Origin of the sequence: Bosea sp. AS-1 (assembly GCF_002220095.1) — a bacterium.
Classification (GTDB): Bacteria; Pseudomonadota; Alphaproteobacteria; order Rhizobiales; family Beijerinckiaceae; genus Allobosea.
Map to the genome: position 1 here is coordinate 2,308,640 of NZ_CP022372.1, position 14,350 is coordinate 2,322,989.

Sequence of the window (14,350 nt, forward strand, 5' to 3'; positions counted from 1 at the left end):
GCCTCCGATCTTATTTGAGATATGCGCGTACGACGTCGATTAGTTCGGCCGCGCCTTCATTGCGTTCGTTCTGCGCTAGCGCGTGATCCGCCACGTGCAGCAGAATGTGATCTTCGACGACCTCGGCCATCAGGCCGTTGATGGCTCCGCGAACGCCCGCGATCAGTTGCAGCACCTCCGCACAGCCCTTCTCGTCTTCAAGGGCGCGCTCAACAGCTTCCATCTGGCCGCGTATGCGGCGCACCCGGTTCAGCAGCTTCGTTTTCTGGCGGGCGGTGTGCGACATGCGGTGCTCCTGGGACCCTAAATAGAATACCCCCCTATATTATTCAATGGCGGTTTCGTCGACGGGATCGGCGCGACATCTGAGACGTCTTACGTCGGCGCCAGAGATCAAACCTACGAGCTGTACGTTGCGAGCTTCGGTCTGGGCCATGCGCATTCATGGGCCCAGTGAGCGATCGTCTGGCCTGCGAGGTTCAGGCTTAGTTGCCTAAGCGGCGCGCGTGCAGGCGCGGCGGCCGCATCATTCTGGCGAGGCGGTGCTTCACTGAGTTCTTCACGCTGACGGAGCAGGTCGGTTCCTGTAGGCGTCGAGCCTCGATATGCAGGTTTTCCTCGCCAGGAGCGGCTGACAAGAGTTGCCGCAGCGGACCGCCACTTGTTGAGCGATCGCTATCCGATCCGAATTCGTTCTGGCGTGAGAAAGGAATACGGAGGCACGATAAGGTTTTTAGGTGCCGGCCTTCGCCGCACGCGGCCGAGGGCATCGTAGACTGACCCATGGCAGGGGCAGAACCAGCCACCGTAGTCGCCGCGAGGATCTCCGGTCTTCTGTCCGAGCGGGATGCATCCGAGGTGAGTGCACACTCCGACGACGATCAGCCATTCTGGGGTCTGCAATCGGGCTGCGACGGGTTCAGGATCCAATAGCGCGGACACGTCATCGGTCTGATCGCCAGCGATCTGCTCGGCCGTCCTTCGGACGATGAATACTGGCCGCCCCCGCCACTGCACGGTGATGCGTTGGCCCGACTCGATCGGAGCGAGATCGAATTCAGCGCTTGCCAACGCAACGGTGTCGGCCGTTGGCTGGAAGCTGGCTACGAGCGGCCACATTGCGGCTGCTGTACCCGTGGCGCCGGCGACGCCGGTGGTCAAATAGAGAAAGTCGCGCCGGGTCGGCGTGCCGCCCGGTCGTGTCGATAGTTGGTCCATCATGGTCGCACCGTTCACCGCCCGCCGCTGCGAGCAGATTGCAACGTTTAGCTCGATCAACCAGACACGATGCAGGAAGAACGAGCTTGTACTGATGGCAATTCTGGCACGATCGTTTGGCTTCGTCTGTTACAGTTGGTTACAGACTCGTTCCCGACCGGTTGCGGGTTCGATGTCAGCGTTTGAGAATGTCGCGGCTTAGCCAGTAGACGTAGCTGCGCGCCAGGTTGGCGATGCGCGCTTTCTCATTCTCGGGTTCGTACCATGCTCCGCCGGAGCTCGATGGCAAGGCGAGAAGCTGCGGATGACGGCTGATGATATCACCCCGTGCGCCTATGACCAGCGCCTCGCCCTCCAAGTAGTCGGTATCACCTCCGCCGCCGCTTCCGTGACCGCCCCTCGATCCGCGCCCGACGTAGGACGACAGCGCCAGGCTGGTGATGCGGACAATCAACCTCCTATGATCAAAACCCGTAGGAAAGGCGATGTGGAGCTCCGCGGTCACCGCCGAGCGGAGCCATTCGGCCGCCGGTCCTAGCCCCAGTGAGCGCAACCGCTCGACGTCGACTGAATAGGAAGGCGTCGAAGCGCCCGGGTAACGGGGAGCAGCGTTCACGGCTGTCGCGACAGATGACACCCCGACGGCTGACGCGGCGGCGATGAAAAACTGGCGGCGGGAAATTGAGGTCACAGACCCCTCCATCATTGATGGCCACCGCCCGAGGCGGAAAGTCGTCGGCCTTTGAGCTAGATCAATGACCGATATGAGATTACGAGCATGCGCTTGCTTTCCGCTGCCGTGAAGTGACGGTTTTCACATAGCTCAATTGGAGGCGAGACTTGGCGAGCGGTGCGAATTGAACTGCAGCCGGCAGAGGGATTGCTGGAACCGTTCAGTTCTTGAAGTTCCGGGCTTGAACTGGTCGATTTGAGAGATTGGCCAGCGATTGACGATGCTTTTTAGGGCCTGGGTGACCATCGAAAGTATCTCAGCTATCGAAGAGGTGTCTCCGGCGCCGGTCCGGCAAACGACCGTCTGACGGTCACATTTCGATTTGTCCGTATCGCTAGCTTTTCGATGGGAAAGCGGACATCGTCCGGGTGATCGAGAAAACGGACCGGACGGCGATGGTGTCGGTCGGCTATGCGCGGGTTTCGACAGGCGAACAGTATCTGTCGCTGCGGAGCGACGCCCTAAGTGCTGCCGGGTGCAAGCGCGTTTTTCAAGCTCAGGCTTCCGGCGTGCTCGCCAGCTTCCGCTCGCTGACCGACAACATCGATACGACTAGCCTGGGGCGGGCGCCTCGTCTTCCGCCTGTGCGAGCATTCGCGCAATTCGAGCGGGACCTGATTAAAGAGCGGACGCGGGCCGGGCTGCTTGCCGCGGCCGCGCGCGGCAGACGAGGCGGTCGTCAGTCGGTGGTCACACCGGACAAGCTCGAATAGGCAAAATGCCATATTGCCGCCGGGATCGCGATACGCGAAGCTGCTGCTCGTATTAAGGGCAGGAAGACGGCTCTTTACAAGCATTTGCATCAGAACGCTAGAATTGATGGGCCGGATTGCGATGGGCGACGAGAATTGGCAAGCTGAGCTGATTAGACATTGGCGCGTCGATCCGGTCGGAACCTATCGTAATTGGTTCTTATGGGACGAGCGAATAAAGAATTTTCGCTCGATCCGCCGCGGAATCCAGGCTGTCGTTGCCGAAGTTCGCGATGACCGCTTCGGCAATGCCTATCGTGGCTCATCCTTGGAAACCGTTCTGGATTCTATTGCCGAACAGCGGCAGGTTTTCAAAGGCGCGGACCATGCTTTTATGTGGAAACCGAAGCTTCGTATCCCCGACATCTATGAGGATCGCGATAATCAGGTCGCTTTTGGGCGCTTTCTCGATACGTGCGTCTGCTGCTCGACTGAACCTGAAGTTTTGAGCGCGATTCATACCATCGATCGACAGGGGATCAAAGGCCTTGGGCCCTCGGCCGCAAATCTTTTGTATTTCCTGCACCCGACGCTGGCGCCTCCATTTAATACCGCGATCGTGCGCGGCTACAACGCTTTAACGGGCGCAAGGGTCAAGCTAGGGCGGTGGGACGAATACCTTGCGATGCGCCAGGGCATGCTGCGGTTCAACTCGCACCACCGGTCGCTGTTCTCCAACGATCTGGGCGCGGTCGCCGCTTTCCTGTTCGATATCGGGATGGGGCGCTATCCAATTCCGGGTTCGGATGGGGAAGTTTCTTCGATGGAACTCTGGCGTGCGGATCTTGAACAGGTTCGCGCCGACTCGGCTGCTGCGAGAAAGAACGAATCGGCGGCTCGTGAAGCCGATCACACACATACCGAGATCCAAGGCTGGCTCAGAGATCTCGGTCTGTCCCTTGGGTACCAGGTGTGGATCGCTGCAAACGATGCCAGCCGACTTTATGGCGGCGGCAAGCTCGCCGATGGCTGCCTCCTCGACCTTCCCCGGCCTCTTGCAAGCAATGGCGCGGCAGAAGCGATCAGGCTCATAGACGTATTGTGGCTCGACAGCAGCACCGGTTTCGTCGCGGCCGCTTACGAAGTCGAGCATACCACGAGCATCTATTCGGGAATCGTCCGTATGCTCGATCTGGCGCTGGGCATGGCGGGTGATACGACCCGGAATTTTTTCCTGGTCGCTCCCGACGACCGGGAGAGTGAAGTCCGCGCACAATTTGGACGCCCGGCTTTCGCAAAGGTCGCTGATCTGGATTTGCGCTATCTGCCCTATAGCGAGTTGCGCCAACATCGCGAAGCGATCACGCGCTTTGGAACGGGCCTGAAGGGCATGCTTGCGATTGCTCGCCCCTTGACCGGATTTTTGCCGCCGGCCTGACTGCCTTTGCGCGAGCGAATGGCGCTATCGGGTTGGTTAACATCGGACGGCCATTTCTACGGCAGTCACCGCCGCAATGGGCTGATCTTGGCGAGATCGTTCCGGATCGTCGTTGCGGCGACGCCGGCCTGACCCATGGCATGGCTGATCTGGTCGAGCCCCAGTACGAGGTCGCCTGCTGCATAGAGGCCTTTGACGCTCGTTCTTTGGTGTGGATCGACGATTGGGCAGCCATTCTTAGTCGCGCGGGCGCCTATGGCGATCGCGAGTTCCGACCGTGCCATCGTCCCGAGTGCGGCATAAATGCTGGAAAACGCCCCGGGTCCGCCTGGCATGCTCACCTCAATCCATTCCGAATGCAGAGAATATGCAAGGCACGGCCCGGCGAGGAGCTTGACGCCTGCGGCGTCGGCTCGGGCTCGCTCTTCGTCGTCGAGCCGATGCTCGCCATCGGGAGCGATGAGGCTTACGTTGGCGGTATAGCTCCTCAAAAACTCCGCTTCTGCGAGGCCGGATTGACCGGTCCCGATCACGGCGACAGATCGGTCGGTAACTTCGTAGCCGTCGCAAATCGGACAGTAGCGCAAAAGCCCGCGTTGGACGGCTTCGTCGTGTAGGCTTTCCGACAGACCCTGGGGGCGCCGGTTAAAAACACCGCTTGCCAGAAGGACAGTTTGCGCCAAAATCGGCCTCTCGCTGCTGCTGGCGATGAATGTCCCGTCGTCGGCCACGTCGAGTGACGCGATCATCCCGGTCTCGAACACGACGCCATACTTGGTCGCTTGAGCCCGCATGCGTGAAAGCAGCTCGACGCCGCTGATTCCGGCTGGAAATCCGGCATGGTTGTGTGTCGTTGGGATCATCGCAGCACGTCCATCGCCCGCATCGACGACCAAAGCAGAAAGATGAAAGCGCGCCAGATAAATTGCTGCGGTGAGCCCGGCCGGTCCGCCACCGATGATAAGGCAATCGAACAATTCGGGGGGCGAAGGAGACAAGACGGACATGTCCGTAACTCCAGACTTTAATACCGTTGTCGCGGAAGTGATTGGCAGCTCGATCGTCAACGCTTCCTAGAGCGCTGCACCGCCGACCGGAGTCCATGACGGCGCAACACTCTCAGGGCAACCAAGAATATGGTCAGACAGTTCGCCGCGGCGAGCGCCGAGAGGATTGTGATCTCACGATAGTCCAGCCTGTCTCGAGCCATGGCTCTGGTATGGCATGGAGCAGCGCTTGACTACACATTGCCCGGGAGCGGGCCGTCATTGTACGAGCGTCGATCAGCAATTTCAGCCAGAAGCATCGACACTGGGCGTTTCCAGTTCGGCGCGTTGGGCGTGCGAGGCTCGTTCCGCGAAGCGGGTCATGTATTCGTCCAGATTGAACCGACGCTTTAAGCCGATTCCGTCTTCATCATGGATAAATTCAATTCCGTTTGTAACAAAAACCGACCGGATCCGGGTTTTTGTTTCTGGTCTGACGCGGCCCGCTGTCTCAAAATCGCTGATCGTCCTTTGAGCGACGTGAACCTTCCGGCTAAGCTGTTTGATGCTCCAGCCCATCATTGCACGCGCGACGCGACATTGTTCACTATTCATCTTCAAACCCTCAACGAGACGGTTTGCGCTTAAGGTGAGTTGGGAAGCGGTTCGTCAGCCGCCTGAATGGGCAACCCAAAGCAGAAGGGTCCTCGGCCGAGGCCGAGGACCCCCGTGCATTAGAAGTCGCGCTGAACCCTCAGACGAGCCGAGACGGCGTCGCTCGAAGCCAAGGTGAAGGCGCCACCGCGGTTGATGTCCGCGACGCGACCCTTGGGATCGAGTTTCGTGTAGAGAACCTCAACACCGATATCGAGGCCGCTGACCGGCGACCAGATCAGGTTGGAGCCGATCCGGTATTCCTTGAAGTCGGTGACGTTCGTGCTCGAGGCATTCTCGACGTTGAGATACGACCCGAACAGGGTCTGCCGGACGGCTGGAGTCCAGTAATGCAGAAGTGCCGCCGTCAGAGCATAGCCGCGCGTCTTCTTGAGCGTGGCGGTGGTAGCGCTGTTCGGGATGGCGACGGCGTCGAACGCGTTCACGAGCACGCCGCCGATCTGAACGGGATTGTTGTTGGTGAAGCTCCCGTAGGTGCCGGCGCCGAGATAGCTGGAAGCTCCTTCGGCATAAACGCCCTGCAGCCAGAAGACATCGCCCTGGGCCAACATCGGCAGGTTGAATTTCAGGCCAGCCAGGCCGGCAAAGCCATACTCCGTGTCGAGCTTGACGCTGGTGTTGCCGCTGGCGGTGGTGATCTGGTGGACCGCACCCGACAGCTGGGCGGAACCCCAGCCCTGCGTGATGTTGAGATTGGCGACGATATCAGGCATCCGGTTGCCGCCGGTCGAAACCGTCGGGCCGAAGGGGACATTGTCGAAGGTGTTGAAGCGGCGCTCAGCACCGTCTTCCGCCGAGAGCGTGGCACTGAAGCCGCCGCCGAAATTCGCGGTGTAAGCGAACAGTTGCGTTGACGAGTCGGGACCGCGCAGCAGGCCCCAGTTCAGGTCATTGGCATAGAAGTCGAAGAACGACTGGGCGCGACCGGCCGTGATCGGGCCGAACTGGATGAAGGCCTTGTCGAGGAAGGTCGTGTTCGAGGCGCTGACCGTCTGGAAAGTGGCGTAGGGAACGCGGTACGGGCCACTATCGCGGTTGATGTCGTAACGAATGAACGCGCGCAGGGTGCCGTACGCGGTCGCGGTGCGCGTATCGATGTTCAACCGGCCGCGAGCACGGAAGCCAGACGCATCGACGTTCCGACTATAAGGTTGATCAAACATGTACTCGGCCCTGACGCGGCCACCGATCCTCAAGCACGTGTCCGTGCCGGGGATGTAGAAGAAGCCGGCGCCATAGGCGGTGCAAACGCGGACATACTCGACCGGGGCGCTCTTGCGCGAGGGCAGATCGGCAGCGCCGGCACTGGTGGCGACGGCGAGGGCTGCCGTAGCCATGCCCAATGCTGAAACGAAGCTCTTCATCAATACCTCCAATTGAATTGGTCTTTGCCTGGCTGAGTCTTTTGATTCAACCGGATGGAATTGGTATTGATCGCAATAAGTCTCGACGGTGAAAATATTCACATTTTGATGTAGAGTCATAACGCGTGGTAATTTCGACACTGTGAAAAATTTCACTTTATAGAGGTGTGAAGATTTTCACCTGTTACAATTTGTAACTTGAGTTGGCGTGATCTGATCTTACCGTCACTCCTTCGGGGTGGGGCGATTGAACGAGATGGCGCATTTTTCTGAGACCGATAATTTGTCAAACGAGAGGAAGATCGCGGCAATTGACCACATCTTGGACCAGTCTTTGTTGCCTCTTGGCTCGCGATGGGAAAATGAAGCGGCATCATCTGGCGTATGGGTGCAAGAACAAACCGCATTTCTTCCCATTCGCGTGAAGGAGAGTGGGCCTGATAGGCGACAGAAATTCCTAGAGCTGGCTGCGTTTAGCATTGCCGGCTACTTTTCTTTGGACCTAGTCTTTCCAGTGCGCGGCGCAATTTTGTCGAAAGCCACCTCTTTCCGAAATTGTCTGTGCGCTGCCTCCCTCTATCGCGCCAAAGCATCTGCTGGGTCAGTCGAATGGCCTCGGTAGGAAAATTGGTGATGGGACACACGGCTGTCTCGCCCGCTCCACGATGCATTGGGAGGACAGGGTCATTCCGTTCGATATTGTGGGAAGAGATATTCGCAGCGCCGCAGTCAGCTGCGCCGCTTCGGTCGCTTCGTCCTTCGTCGGCGCCCCACGAGCGGCGGCCATGTTGACGGCGGCTCAACCGGCGATGGCTATTCAACTTCCGGGCTTACTCGTGAGCGGCCGTTTCCCGAGGCGACAGTTCGCCAAGGGGGCTTTCATCAAGCAGCCCGACGACAAGACAGATCACATCTACCTGATCGAGACAGGAAAGGTGGTTACGTTCTTTCTTGGCCCTCAAGGGCATGATGTTTCATTCCTTGAACTAGGGTCGGGAGATTTCGTTGGAGATTTGTCGGCCTTTGGCAGCGACGAGCCTGCGACCTATTTCCAAGCCATGGAGGATACTGTTGCGCTCGTCCTGAACCAGGGACAGTTCCTCGAAGAATTGCGCAACTTGCCAGAGTTCGCCGAACTCGTGGCGAAAACGCTCTGTAGCCGTTTGCGCTTGATGAAGCAGCTCTACATCGAGAGCAAACTGCTACCGATGAAGACGCGACTCTATGCGGACCTGATCCGTCACGGCGTCCGGGACGGGCAGGGACGGCTGTGCATTTCGCCGATGCCGACGCATGCGGAGGTGGCGCGCAGAATCGCGTCCCAGCGAGAGACCGTCACGAGGCATTTAAGCCAGCTGGCAAAGCAAGGTGTGATCGATAGTTCGCACGGGTTCATTGTTATCACCGGCGAAGCGTATTTGCGTTCCGAAATCAGCAAGGCCCTCGGCGTCATCGAATGGCAATGACAGAAATTTTTCCGTAGTTTGTGAGTTTCTTCACAGAGCTCGTTGAGCAAGATGCTAGTATCGAAATCGGTTGAAGCCTAGCTGGTTCTCAACCTCCAAAAGAGACCAGACTTGAGGGGGTAGATCCCAATATCTGCCCCCTCTTTTTGTCGCAGAATCTGGCCCGTCACGATCGCGGCGGACCTAGCGCGCGACGAATGGCTACCTTAAGCTCTCTCCGGGAGCGGCAAAATCATTCCGGATCGCGTATAGTTCGGCAGTGAACGCTGAGACGAGACGGGAGTTCGCACTGCCGGGCGGTCTGAGAAGGAGCGCCCTGAAATGCACGGCCGGCTCGAAAGGCCGGACGACGACGCCCTGGATCATCTTGTCGGCGATGATGAACGGGTTGACGAGGCCTATGCCGAGACCCTGCGCCGCCAGGATAGCGATGGTCACGCCATAGGGCGTTTCCACCAGGATGCGGGGCTGGACGCCGTGTTCCGCAAAGATCCTGTCCATGGCGAGCCGCACGGTGTCCTCCGGCGCGAGCGCCAGGAAGCCCTCGTCGTTCAGGTCCGCCGGCACAATGACATCTCGGCTTGCCAGAGGGTGTCCCTGTGGCATGACGCAAACCGCACGAGGCGTGGTGAAAACGCTGTGCAGGACACCGTCGGTATCGATCTCGTCGGCTGCCAAGCCGATGTCGAAGCTGCCGGAAGCGACCAGGTCGCGAACGACGTTGGAGGTGCGGACCTGATAGCTGATCCGCACCTGCGGGTGCTTGCGCGAGAATGCCGTGATGGCCCGCGGGACCAGGCCGTGCCCGAGCGCAGAGAGGCTGGCGACACGGATAGTCCCGGCGCCGACCTCCTTGATCTGAGCAGCCCGTAGTTTGAGCCGATCAAGACCGACCAGATTGGCCTTCACCTCGGCGTGGAAGAGCAGCGCTTCGCGAGTCGGAACCAGGCGGCCACGGATCCGATCGAACAGACTGAACCCGAGCTCGGACTCAAGCTTCGCAAGCGAACGGCTGATGGCCGGCTGCGACGTGCTGAGCAGGGCAGCCGCCGCGCCGGCGCCGCCGCTGATCATGATCGCATGGAAGACGTCGATGTCGCGCAGGTTCATGGGGGGGCATATCAAGAATGGATCGACTCTATCGATATGGCCATAGATGGCAATGCCAGCGCGAGCTAGCGTTGGCCTATGACGAAATCCGACGACACCTCGCACATTCATCCGCCCGAGCGTTCACGCCAGCCGTTCCAGGCCGTGGCAATGCCGGTTGAGCGCGCTTCGACGATCGTTTTCGATGATCTCGAGGCGTTTGAGACCCGAGCTGACCGCGTCTATGACGGTTTCAGTTATGGGCTTTACGGAACGCCGACGAGCCGGCTCCTCGAAGACCATATCGCCCAGCTCGAAGGGGCATCGAGGGCGCTCGTCGTGCCGTCCGGCATGGCGGCGATGACACTGGCGACGATGGCGGTGTGCCGGAGCGGCGACCGAATCCTGATGCCCGAGACGTTGTATGGGCCGGCGCGGGACATGATCCTGCGCTTCCTCGGGCCACTCGGCATTGCGGCGCAATCCTACGATCCGCGGCTCGATGCCGGGATCGCGGAGCTGCTCGACGAACGGACGCGGCTGGTGTGGGTGGAATCTCCGGGTTCTGGGACCTTCGAGGTTCAGGACGTTCCTGCGATTGTCGCGGCGGCCCACAAGGCTGGCGCGTTGGTCGCAGCCGATAACACTTGGGCTTCGCATCTGCTGTTCAAGCCGCTGGCTCACGGCGTCGACATCGCCATGCAGGCGCTGTCGAAACATGCCGGCGGTCATGGCGACCTGCTCATGGGCTCGCTCGCCGTGCGCGACGAAGCCCTGTTCCGGCGCCTGAAGGATACCGCGCGCTTCCTCGGCTACGGCGTCTCTCCGGAAGATTGCGCACTGTGCGAGCGCGGCCTGATGACCATGCCGGTCCGCATGCGTCACGCCGCCGCGAGCGCAGCCGAAATCGTGACCTGGCTGTCACAGCGCCCGGAGGTCGTTCGGATCCTGCACCCGGCCGTGCCGGACCATCCCGGACATGCGGTCTGGAAAAGGGATTTCAACGGGGCGGCCGCGGTGTTCTCGATCGTGCTCAGACCGGAACTCGCTCCCTTGCAGGGCGAAGTCCTCAGGCAGATGCGCCTGTTCAAGCTCGGTGCGAGCTGGGGCGGTGTGCATTCACTGGTCGCGGTCAACGATCCACGGAAAGGTCGGACCAGTCTTGATTGGCTGCCATCGGGGCCGGTCTGGCGGTTGTCGGTCGGCTTGGAAGCACTTGATGACCTGATCGGCGATCTGGAGCGGGCCTTTATCCCGTTTGCTCAGTTCGCGGCGGCGTCGAAGTCGGTGGGCCGAACGGCAGCTGAATAACCGCAGAGAACTCCAAAAAACAGGGGAATGGAGATAGCCATGACAAGATTGAAAGTGCTGCTCGGCGCAGCTCTTGCCGCCGCGAGTCTAACGGCGAGTATCAGTGATGCCAGCGCGCAGAGCGTCGTGAACAAGATCAAGCAGCGCGGCTATGTCAGCTGTGGCGCGAGCCAGGGCGTGCCCGGGCTCTCCCGGCCCGATGAGAGGGGCTATTATCGCGGCTTCGATTCCGACATCTGCCGGACCTTCGCTTCGGCCATCCTCGGCGACAAGGACAAGATCCGCTTCGTTCCGCTCAATGCCGGCCAGCGCTTCCCGGCGCTGCAGACCGGCGAGATCGATGTCCTCTCGCGCACTTCGACCATCACACTCTCACGCGACACGGTGGTCCGCTTCGTCTGGATCACGCTTTATGACACCGACGGCCTGCTCGTGCGCAAGGCGGACAAGATCACCGATCCCAAGCAACTGGCCGGCAAGACGGTGTGTCTGCAGGGCGGTGGCAGCCTCACGGAGAAGGCGATCGAGGAGACCGAGGAAGAGCACGGGATCACGATGAAGAAGGTCTACTTCGACTCGACGATCCAGGCCCGCGATGCCTTCTTCGGCGGCCGCTGCGATACTTATGTCACCGATGGCACGGCCGCCGCCGGGCAGCGGGCCTCGGTGGCCAAGAACCCGGACGACTACGACATCATCAAGGTCGGCCATGCGGCCGAACCGAACGGCGTCGCGGTGGCGCGCGGGGATGATCAGCTCTTCGACATCACGCGCTGGACGGTCAACGCCCTGCTCTGGGCCGAGCTCCACGGCATCACCGCCAAGAACATCGACGAGAAACTGAAATCGGGATCGAGCGAAATCAAGCGGGTGCTTGGTCAGGAGGCCGGCTTTGGCAAGCCGCTCGGGCTCGATGACAAATGGGTCTACAACGTCATCAAGCAGATGGGGAACTATGCCGAGATCTGGGACAACAACCTCGGCAAAGACAGCCCCCTCAAAGTCGAGCGCGGCCTGAATGCGCTCTGGAAGGATGGCGGACTGAACTACCCGTACCCCTGGGACTAGGCGCTGCCAGGGGAGTGCGACGAACGCTCCCCTGTTCTCAACGGCGAATAAAAAAAGGGGAAAGCGCCATGCTCAACGATGCCAGGGCAAGATCGATCGTCATCCAATGCGCACTGGTGGCGGCTGTCGTGGGGGCTGCGACGCTTCTGGTCAGCAATACCTTCGCGAACCTGCAGGCGCGCGGCATCCCGATCGGGTTCGACTTCCTGACGATGCCGTCGAGGATCGTCATCTCCGAGGCGATCCTCTCCTATAAATCGCGGGACCCGTATTACTGGGCGATCGTCGTCGGCCTTGCGAACACGGTCTTCATTTCCGCGCTCGTCATCGCCTTCTCGTCGGTTCTCGGCCTGATCGTCGGCGTCACCCGGCTGAGCAGCAATCCGCTCGCCGCCGGGACTTGCCGTGTCTGGGTGGAGATCGCGCGCAACTCACCGCCGATCGTCCTGCTGATCTTCCTCTATTCGCTCTGGTGGAAGGTCCTCCCGCCGGTCGGCGAGGCGCTCAATCCGATACCCGGCGTCTTCGCCTCGATGCGCGGCGTCATGGTGCCGAGCGTGCATGTCGACATGGAGACGGCGGGAGTCGCCCTGATCGTCCTTGCCGGGCTGCTCGTGCTCGTCGCCCGGATGGCCGGGGTCCTGCGCCGCTTCCGGTCCCCCCTGAGCTGGGCCGCTGCCGCAATGCTGCTGCTCGGCCTCTGGGTCGCCGATGCCGGCTTCTCGACCGACTGGCCGGTCTTCGCGGGTTCGAATTTCCAGGGCGGGCTGGAGCTGACACCGGAGCTCAGCACGATCCTGATCGGCCTGACCATCTACACCACCGGCTTCATCGCCGAGATCGTCCGCGGCGGCGTCCTGTCGGTCGGCGCCGGGCAGTGGGATGCCGGCCGCTCGCTCGGCCTGTCCCGAACCCAGATCCTGCGGCTGATTGTGATCCCGCAAATGCTGCGGGTGATCGTGCCGCCGCTCAACAGCCAGTACATCAACGTCGTCAAGAATTCGACGCTGGCGATCGCCGTCGGCTATCCGGATTTCCTCGCGGTGATGAACACGATCATCAGCAAGTCCAGCCATTCGATCGAAGGCGTCTTCATCATCCTGGGGGTCTACCTTTCCCTCAACCTGACCCTGTCGAGCGCGGCCAATTGGTACAACCGCCGCATCGCGATCGTGGAACGTTGAAACCGTGAAGACGATATCGCTCCCTATCCCCGAGGCTCCTGTGCCGACGAACGCATGGTCTGCGCTGCTCCCGGCTTCCTTGCGGCGGAGTGGCAAGCTCCTGTTCGGCTCGCCGCTGAATGCCGTCCTGACGCTGGTCTTCAGCGCATTAATCCTGGTTGCCGTGCCGCCCATGCTGCGCTGGCTCGTGCTTGACGCGGTCCTGTTCAATCCGGACCCCGCGGCCTGCCGTGCGGCATCTGGCGCCTGCTGGAGCTTCATCTACGCCAAGTCGGGACAGCTCCTGTTCGGCATCTATCCGGTCGACGAGCGCTGGCGACCTGCTCTGGTCTGCCTTCTGATCCTGGCGTTGCTCGGCTGGTCGGTTCGGCCGGCGAGCTGGACACCGCGGCTGGTCTGGCTATGGGCCGCGGCGCTCATGCTCATCGTCTGGTTGATGGGCGGTGGCCTGGGGCTCGAAGAAGTCCCGACCTCGGCCTGGGGTGGCTTGCCGGTGACGTTGATCCTCACCGTCGTCGCCATCGGGATCGCCTTTCCGGTCGGCATCCTGCTGGCGCTAGCGCGCCGCTCTGCCATGCCCGTCGTCAGGATCGGGGCGGTGGTCGCAATCGAGTCGGTCCGCGGCCTGCCGCTGCTCTCGATCCTCTTCGTCGCCTCGATCATGCTGCCGCTGTTCCTGCCGGAGGCGCTGCTGCCCGACAAGTTCGTGCGCGCCCTCGTCGCCTTGACGATCTTCGCGGCGGCCTATCTCGCCGAAGTGATCCGCGGCGGGCTGCAAGCGATCCCGAAAGGGCAATATGAAGCTGCCGCGGCGCTCGGTCTGCCGTTCTGGCGCACGCAATATCTCGTCATCCTGCCGCAAGCGATCAGGGTGGTGATCCCGGCCCTGGCGAACACGATCATCGTGATGATCAAGAACACCAGCCTCGTGCTCGTGGTTGGGCTGTTCGACCTGATCAGCTCGGGCAAGGCGGCTCTCGCCGATCCGGCCTGGCCGTCGCCGGCTGCCGAAACCTTCCTGTTTATCGGCGCGATCTTCTTCGCGCTGTCCTTCTCCTTCGCCCGCTTCGCCGATTTCCTCGAGCGGCGCGGTCCCGCTGCTCATTAGGAGACGCCAGCATGACCT

14 protein-coding genes are annotated in these 14,350 nt (G+C 60.9%); 7 read left to right on the forward strand and 7 right to left on the reverse strand.

What is annotated here, in order from left to right; all coding sequences use genetic code 11:
- Window positions 1-10: 10 nt before the first annotated feature.
- The 3 genes from CE453_RS12735 to CE453_RS12745 all read right to left on the reverse strand — a co-directional run bounded on the left by CE453_RS12735 (window position 11) and on the right by CE453_RS12745 (window position 1,909).
- The gene (locus CE453_RS12735) at window positions 11-286 is read right to left on the reverse strand and encodes a metal/formaldehyde-sensitive transcriptional repressor (protein WP_089174931.1); all 276 of its coding nucleotides are present in this window, start codon (window positions 284-286) and stop codon (window positions 11-13) included.
- Window positions 287-675: 389 nt separating this feature from the next.
- Window positions 676-1,218, reverse strand: coding sequence for a ubiquinol-cytochrome c reductase iron-sulfur subunit (petA, locus tag CE453_RS12740; RefSeq protein WP_089177866.1), 543 nt, complete (start codon window positions 1,216-1,218; stop codon window positions 676-678).
- A 175-nt stretch (window positions 1,219-1,393) separates the two neighbouring features.
- Entirely contained in the window at window positions 1,394-1,909 is a 516-nt protein-coding gene (locus CE453_RS12745; RefSeq protein WP_157733020.1) for a hypothetical protein, read from the reverse strand.
- A 410-nt stretch (window positions 1,910-2,319) separates the two neighbouring features.
- On the opposite strand from CE453_RS12745, the gene CE453_RS12750 reads away from it, so the two are divergent.
- Both CE453_RS12750 and CE453_RS12755 read left to right on the forward strand, forming a co-directional pair.
- Complete coding sequence (locus CE453_RS12750; RefSeq protein WP_472840987.1) at window positions 2,320-2,664, forward strand: recombinase family protein; 345 nt, start codon at window positions 2,320-2,322, stop codon at window positions 2,662-2,664.
- A 121-nt stretch (window positions 2,665-2,785) separates the two neighbouring features.
- Window positions 2,786-4,081 carry a type II restriction endonuclease gene (locus CE453_RS12755; protein WP_089174933.1) on the forward strand — a complete coding sequence of 432 codons (1,296 nt, stop codon included), beginning with the start codon at window positions 2,786-2,788 and terminating at the stop codon, window positions 4,079-4,081.
- 65 nt (window positions 4,082-4,146) lie between these two features.
- On the opposite strand, the gene CE453_RS12760 is transcribed toward CE453_RS12755, so the two are convergent.
- The 3 genes from CE453_RS12760 to CE453_RS12765 all read right to left on the reverse strand — a co-directional run bounded on the left by CE453_RS12760 (window position 4,147) and on the right by CE453_RS12765 (window position 7,208).
- Window positions 4,147-5,088: an NAD(P)/FAD-dependent oxidoreductase gene (locus tag CE453_RS12760; RefSeq protein WP_089177867.1), complete on the reverse strand. Its 942-nt coding sequence runs from the start codon at window positions 5,086-5,088 to the stop codon at window positions 4,147-4,149.
- 285 nt (window positions 5,089-5,373) lie between these two features.
- Window positions 5,374-5,682 (reverse strand): helix-turn-helix domain-containing protein, encoded by a 309-nt coding sequence (locus tag CE453_RS28595; RefSeq protein WP_157733021.1) that lies wholly within the window; start codon window positions 5,680-5,682, stop codon window positions 5,374-5,376.
- A 119-nt stretch (window positions 5,683-5,801) separates the two neighbouring features.
- Window positions 5,802-7,208, reverse strand: coding sequence for a porin (locus CE453_RS12765; RefSeq protein WP_157733022.1), 1,407 nt, complete (start codon window positions 7,206-7,208; stop codon window positions 5,802-5,804).
- Between the two features lie 563 nt (window positions 7,209-7,771).
- Between CE453_RS12765 and CE453_RS12770 the strand changes: the two genes are divergently transcribed.
- On the forward strand, window positions 7,772-8,572 hold the full coding sequence (locus CE453_RS12770; RefSeq protein ID WP_089174935.1) for a Crp/Fnr family transcriptional regulator: 801 nt from the start codon (window positions 7,772-7,774) through the stop codon (window positions 8,570-8,572).
- A gap of 201 nt (window positions 8,573-8,773) precedes the next feature.
- On the opposite strand, the gene CE453_RS12775 is transcribed toward CE453_RS12770, so the two are convergent.
- Window positions 8,774-9,787 (reverse strand): LysR substrate-binding domain-containing protein, encoded by a 1,014-nt coding sequence (locus CE453_RS12775; RefSeq protein ID WP_248308051.1) that lies wholly within the window; start codon window positions 9,785-9,787, stop codon window positions 8,774-8,776.
- Here CE453_RS12775 and CE453_RS12780 point away from each other — a divergent pair.
- From CE453_RS12780 to CE453_RS12795, 4 genes are all read left to right on the forward strand, one after another.
- Window positions 9,761-10,972 (forward strand): trans-sulfuration enzyme family protein, encoded by a 1,212-nt coding sequence (locus CE453_RS12780; protein ID WP_089174937.1) that lies wholly within the window; start codon window positions 9,761-9,763, stop codon window positions 10,970-10,972. The two genes, CE453_RS12775 and CE453_RS12780, sit on opposite strands and share 27 nt — an antisense overlap.
- Window positions 10,973-11,011: 39 nt before the next feature.
- A complete protein-coding gene (locus tag CE453_RS12785; RefSeq protein ID WP_089177868.1) occupies window positions 11,012-12,040 on the forward strand; it encodes a transporter substrate-binding domain-containing protein in 1,029 nt (342 codons plus the stop codon).
- A gap of 68 nt (window positions 12,041-12,108) precedes the next feature.
- The gene (locus CE453_RS12790; RefSeq protein ID WP_089174938.1) at window positions 12,109-13,224 is read left to right on the forward strand and encodes an amino acid ABC transporter permease; all 1,116 of its coding nucleotides are present in this window, start codon (window positions 12,109-12,111) and stop codon (window positions 13,222-13,224) included.
- 40 nt (window positions 13,225-13,264) lie between these two features.
- On the forward strand, window positions 13,265-14,332 hold the full coding sequence (locus CE453_RS12795) for an amino acid ABC transporter permease (protein ID WP_248308052.1): 1,068 nt from the start codon (window positions 13,265-13,267) through the stop codon (window positions 14,330-14,332).
- Window positions 14,333-14,350 lie beyond the last annotated feature (18 nt).

What these genes read in the sequence shown, in the direction of transcription:
- CE453_RS12735 (WP_089174931.1), bottom strand. Translation starts at nt 286, where the DNA reads ATGTCGCACACCGCCCGCCAGAAAACGAAGCTGCTGAACCGGGTGCGC.
- petA (WP_089177866.1), bottom strand. Translation starts at nt 1,218, where the DNA reads ATGGACCAACTATCGACACGACCGGGCGGCACGCCGACCCGGCGCGAC.
- CE453_RS12755 (WP_089174933.1), top strand. Translation starts at nt 2,786, where the DNA reads ATGGGCGACGAGAATTGGCAAGCTGAGCTGATTAGACATTGGCGCGTC.
- CE453_RS12760 (WP_089177867.1), bottom strand. Translation starts at nt 5,088, where the DNA reads ATGTCCGTCTTGTCTCCTTCGCCCCCCGAATTGTTCGATTGCCTTATC.
- CE453_RS28595 (WP_157733021.1), bottom strand. Translation starts at nt 5,682, where the DNA reads ATGAATAGTGAACAATGTCGCGTCGCGCGTGCAATGATGGGCTGGAGC.
- CE453_RS12770 (WP_089174935.1), top strand. Translation starts at nt 7,772, where the DNA reads ATGCATTGGGAGGACAGGGTCATTCCGTTCGATATTGTGGGAAGAGAT.
- CE453_RS12780 (WP_089174937.1), top strand. Translation starts at nt 9,761, where the DNA reads ATGACGAAATCCGACGACACCTCGCACATTCATCCGCCCGAGCGTTCA.
- CE453_RS12785 (WP_089177868.1), top strand. Translation starts at nt 11,012, where the DNA reads ATGACAAGATTGAAAGTGCTGCTCGGCGCAGCTCTTGCCGCCGCGAGT.
- CE453_RS12790 (WP_089174938.1), top strand. Translation starts at nt 12,109, where the DNA reads ATGCTCAACGATGCCAGGGCAAGATCGATCGTCATCCAATGCGCACTG.